Origin of the sequence: Vibrio splendidus 12E03 (assembly GCF_000272105.2) — a bacterium.
In the GTDB taxonomy this organism is placed as follows: Bacteria; Pseudomonadota; Gammaproteobacteria; order Enterobacterales; family Vibrionaceae; genus Vibrio; species Vibrio splendidus_I.
Map to the genome: position 1 here is coordinate 1 of NZ_AJZD02000129.1, position 4,996 is coordinate 4,996.

Below are 4,996 nucleotides of genomic sequence, written 5' to 3' on the forward strand. Positions count from 1 at the left end.
TGAAGCTCCAGCTAAAAGCTCTGGCGATGCTAAGAAAGATGCCGTCGCTGCGGCCATTGCTCGCGCTAAAGCCAAAAAAGCACAACAAGCTGAATCAGCTACTCAAACCGAAAGTGAAGCTCCGGTTAAAAGTTCTGGCGATGCTAAGAAAGATGCTGTCGCTGCGGCCATTGCTCGTGCTAAAGCCAAGAAAGCACAGCAAGCTAAGCAAGACCAAACAGCAGAAACTCCTGAGCCAGTGATTGAAGTTGAAGCTGAAATTCAATCAGAGCCCGTCGATCCTAAAAAAGCTGCCGTTGCCGCTGCAATAGCTCGCGCTAAAGCGAAGAAAGCACAGCAAGCTAAGCAGGTCGAAGCACAAGAAACCGCTCCTGAAGCTGTAGTTGAAATTGAAGTGGAAGCTGAGATTCAATCAGAACCAGTCGATCCTAAAAAAGCAGCTGTTGCTGCCGCAATTGCTCGTGCTAAAGCAAGAAAGGCGCAGCAAGAGCAAGACAAAAAGAATAATGAGGAGAAAGAGTAGTGGCCTTCTTTATCGCCAGCTCACCGCACGCACACAATCGTAGAAGCACCCCTGATCTCATGAAATGGGTCGCTATTTGTGCATTGCCAGGTCTACTAGCTCAAACCTACTTCTTTGGATGGGGTACGCTCATCCAGTTAGTATTTGCTATTGCACTTGCTGTTACCTTTGAAGCCGCTGTAATGCTGCTAAGAAAACGTCCGCCAGTGATGGCATTACGTGATTACAGCGCTGTTGTGACCGCTTGGCTACTCAGTGTCGCGATTCCCCCACACTCTCCGTGGTGGATTCTAGTCATAGGTATGTTCTTCGCTATTGTCATCGCTAAGCACCTATATGGCGGCCTTGGACAAAATCCATTTAATCCAGCGATGGTTGCTTACGTTGTTTTGCTGATCTCATTTCCAGTTCAAATGACCAGTTGGAATGCACCGGCCAGCTTAACGGCTGAAGCAACAAGCTTTGTTGACTCTTTCTTGATGATCTTTACTGGTTTCAATAATGAAGGGTTGTCTCTGCAGCAAGCTCGTTTAGGTATTGATGGCACCACTATGGCGACGCCACTCGATGCCTTCAAAACCGCATTAACAGCAGGCAACACCGCTTCTGAAGCTCTATCTCAACCTCAATTTAGCTGGTTAGCTGGCGTGGGTTGGGAATGGGTAAACCTTGCTTACCTTGTTGGTGGCCTAGTGTTGATTAAGCAACGTGTGATTCAATGGCATATTCCGGTAGCTTTCATCGGTAGCTTGACCCTATTTAGCCTAGTGTTCTTGGTGTTGACGCCAGGTGAAACCGCTTCGCCAACCATTCACCTATTGTCTGGCGCAACCATGCTTGGTGCATTCTTCATTGCAACCGATCCGGTTTCAGCCTCGACGACAGTTAAAGGTCGCTTGGTATTTGGTGCCCTGATTGGCGGGTTAGTCTTTATTATCCGCAGTTGGGGTGGCTTCCCTGATGGCGTGGCGTTTGCTGTATTGTTAGCCAACATGTGTGTTCCACTGATTGACTACTACACCAAACCTCGTACATACGGCCACTAAGGAAGCAGATACTATGCTAAATGCAATTAAGAAAAACGGTCTTGTACTTGCGATTTTTGCCTGCGCTTCGACAGGTTTGGTGGCCGTTACTCACTACCTGACCAAAGATCAGATCAAACAACAAGAACAGGCTCAGTTACTGTCTGTGCTTAACCAAGTGATCCCGCACGATCTTCATGACAACGAGCTGTTTTCAGCTTGTACTTTGGTGGAAGCTGAGGAGCTTGGAACAGAACAAGCAATGCCGGCTTATATTGCTACACTCAACGGTGAACCTAGCGCGATTGCGATCGAGGCGATTGCCCCAGACGGCTACAATGGTGCAATAAAAGTAATTGTTGGGATGAAAATTGACGGTACCATTTTAGGTACACGTGTGCTTTCCCACAGGGAAACTCCGGGGTTAGGCGATAAGATTGACCTTCGAGTGAGTGATTGGATACTCTCTTTTGCAGGTAAACAAGTAACCGAGTCGAATCTTGACCATTGGAAGGTTCGTAAAGATGGTGGTGATTTCGACCAGTTTACCGGCGCAACCATCACACCAAGAGCTGTCGTTAAGTCCGTCAAACAGGCGGTTCAATACGTTAACCAAAATAACCAAGCATTGCTTGCTCAACCTCTAAATTGTGGTGGTGAATAATGAGTGACCATAAAACACTAATCAAAAATGGCATGTGGGCTAACAACCCTGCCCTAGTACAACTTCTTGGCTTATGTCCTCTGTTGGCTGTATCTTCAACGGTGACCAACGCACTTGGACTGGGTATTGCTACTCTGCTTGTATTGGTAGGTTCGAACGTTGCTGTTTCTCTGGTTCGTAACCACGTGCCAAAAGAAGTACGTATTCCAGTTTTCGTAATGATCATTGCATCACTAGTAACCTGTGTTCAGCTTCTGATGAATGCTTACGCGTATGGCCTTTACCTGTCTTTGGGTATCTTCATCCCACTGATCGTAACCAACTGTATCATCATTGGTCGAGCTGAAGCCTTCGCTTCTAAAAACGAAGTTCTGCCTGCTGCTCAAGATGGTTTCTGGATGGGTCTTGGCATGACATCGGTACTGGTTGTACTGGGCGCAATGCGTGAGGTTATCGGTAACGGCACCCTGTTTGATGGTGCAGACCTGCTTCTTGGTGATTGGGCTTCTGTATTACGAATCCAGCTATTCCAATTTGATAACAGTTTCTTGCTAGCCCTGCTTCCGCCAGGTGCCTTTATTGGTGTTGGTTTCTTGATTGCGTTGAAAAACATCATCGACAACCAAGCAAAATCTAGACAGCCTAAACAAGAAAAACCAGTCATTGAACGCGCTCGCGTTACCAATGCTTAATAAGTTACAGTAGTTTAAAGCCTGCTGAGTAGCTCAACCGCTCAGCGGGTAATTAGATTGACCAAATACACATAATAATGACGCTCATAAGAGCGCGTAACAGATGATAAAGCCTGAGCATTGAGAGTTTATTGAATACCCACTCTGGAACTCAAGCCCTAACTATTTGAAAGTAATGTCGCTATGAACAATGTAAAACGAGTAGAAATACTTGAGCGTTTAAGAGAAAACAACCCAAAGCCAGAGACTGAGCTTAACTGGAACAGTCCATTCGAACTGCTGATTGCTGTTCTATTGTCTGCACAGGCAACTGACGTCAGCGTGAACAAGGCCACGGATAAGCTTTACCCTGTTGCCAATACTCCAAAAGCGATTTTTGACCTAGGTGTTGATGGCTTAAAAGAGTACATCAAGACAATCGGTCTATTTAATTCAAAAGCAGAAAACACCATTAAAACGTGTCGCATGCTGCTTGACCTACATAACGGTGAAGTGCCGGAAGATCGCGCGGCATTAGAAGCCCTTCCTGGTGTTGGCCGTAAAACTGCTAACGTAGTATTGAACACCGCTTTCGGTTGGCCAACCATTGCCGTTGATACTCACATCTACCGTGTATCAAACCGAACTAAGCTAGCAATGGGTAAAACCGTCGACGATGTCGAAGCTAAGCTACTTAAAGTTATTCCAAAAGAATTCAAACTGGATGTCCACCACTGGCTCATTCTTCATGGACGTTACACCTGTGTCGCGCGTAAACCACGTTGTGGCAGCTGTATCATTGAAGACCTATGTGAGTTCAAAGAGAAAACCGACGTCTAGGCTAGCTCTAAGCGAAAGAAGCTAAGAAGCTAAGAAGCTAAGAAGCTAAGAAGCTAAATATCGCCGCGTTTTTCTAGCGGCAGAAAACTGAATTACAAAAACGTAAACATAGTTAAAGCTAGGAGCAAATCATGTCAAACGGTCGTATTTTACACACCATGCTACGCGTCGGTGATCTAGATAAGTCTATCGAATTCTATACAAAAGTAATGGGCATGCAGCTATTACGTAAGAACGAAAACAAAGAGTACGAATACACACTAGCTTTCGTTGGCTTTGGCGACGAATCTCAAGGTGCTGTGATTGAACTAACGTACAACTGGGGTACGACAGAATACGACCTTGGTTCTGCTTTTGGTCACGTTGCGATCGGTGTTGATGACATCTACACAACGTGTGATGCAATTAAAGCGGCAGGCGGTAACGTAACGCGTGAAGCGGGCCCAGTAAAAGGTGGCTCTACGCACATCGCATTCGTTAAAGACCCTGATGGCTACATGATTGAGCTAATTCAGAACAAGCAAGCAAGCGCAGGTCTAGAGGGTTAATTCCTCAATATTTTGCGAAACTGGGCTAGAACGCCTGATGAAATTAAAAAAGAAGCGAGCACTATGCTCGCTTCTTTTTTATGTTTCCACTCATGAACAATACTCTTCAGCAATTATTCTTAACAATCTCACTGATGAAACTTTACATGATAATAATTATCATTTAAATTAAACATCTATTGATTAGTGAGGTAATACAATGATTAGCGAATGGGAAAAACACACGTTACTTGCCGATACTGCATTGCAGCTCGACGATCCTGTACGAAGTATTCTTCATTATCAGCAGGCTTTGAATTTAAGTGAAGAAATTACGGAACGCACAGATATTCAAGCCGACGAGCGCTTACTTATCTCGGTGATATCTTGCCACAACCTAGCCCAATTCTGGCGTTGGGCTGGCGATACTGAATACGAGCTCAAGTATCTTCAACTTGCTTCCGAAAAGGTACTAACACTGATCCCACAGTGCCCTAATACCCAATGTTCAAGCTTTATCGATTCAATTGGTTGCTGCAAAAAAGCGCTTATCGATTTCATGAAACGCCATCCAAACCCTAAAATTGCCTCTATGGTGGAAAAGATTGATACCGCAACCAACTGTGAAATGATCGCTCGTTTCCGCTTGAACTAAACAAGTTGCGTTTAGAAAACGACTAGAGATTTAAAATACAAAAAGCCCGTCATTAAAAGACTAATGCCGTTCGGATAAGCATTACTGCTTG

At 45.0% G+C, this 4,996-nt stretch carries 6 protein-coding genes and 1 pseudogene; all 7 read left to right on the forward strand.

The window, feature by feature from the left end; translation table 11 throughout:
- Window positions 1-523, forward strand: a pseudogene (locus tag A142_RS10105) (electron transport complex subunit RsxC); the annotation flags it as partial.
- On the forward strand, window positions 523-1,569 hold the full coding sequence (gene rsxD, locus A142_RS10110) for an electron transport complex subunit RsxD (RefSeq protein WP_019822352.1): 1,047 nt from the start codon (window positions 523-525) through the stop codon (window positions 1,567-1,569). The pseudogene A142_RS10105 and the gene rsxD, both read left to right, overlap by 1 nt.
- 13 nt (window positions 1,570-1,582) lie before the next feature.
- The gene (gene rsxG / locus A142_RS10115; protein ID WP_019822353.1) at window positions 1,583-2,212 is read left to right on the forward strand and encodes an electron transport complex subunit RsxG; all 630 of its coding nucleotides are present in this window, start codon (window positions 1,583-1,585) and stop codon (window positions 2,210-2,212) included.
- Window positions 2,212-2,904 carry an electron transport complex subunit E gene (locus A142_RS10120; protein WP_019822354.1) on the forward strand — a complete coding sequence of 231 codons (693 nt, stop codon included), beginning with the start codon at window positions 2,212-2,214 and terminating at the stop codon, window positions 2,902-2,904. Before rsxG ends, A142_RS10120 begins: the two co-directional genes overlap by 1 nt.
- 183 nt (window positions 2,905-3,087) lie before the next feature.
- Window positions 3,088-3,723 (forward strand): endonuclease III, encoded by a 636-nt coding sequence (gene nth / locus A142_RS10125; protein WP_019822355.1) that lies wholly within the window; start codon window positions 3,088-3,090, stop codon window positions 3,721-3,723.
- A gap of 131 nt (window positions 3,724-3,854) precedes the next feature.
- Complete coding sequence (gloA, locus tag A142_RS10130) at window positions 3,855-4,271, forward strand: lactoylglutathione lyase (protein ID WP_019822356.1); 417 nt, start codon at window positions 3,855-3,857, stop codon at window positions 4,269-4,271.
- Window positions 4,272-4,470: 199 nt separating this feature from the next.
- The gene (locus tag A142_RS10135) at window positions 4,471-4,905 is read left to right on the forward strand and encodes a DUF2753 domain-containing protein (RefSeq protein WP_004734047.1); all 435 of its coding nucleotides are present in this window, start codon (window positions 4,471-4,473) and stop codon (window positions 4,903-4,905) included.
- The last annotated feature ends 91 nt before the right edge of the window (window positions 4,906-4,996 follow it).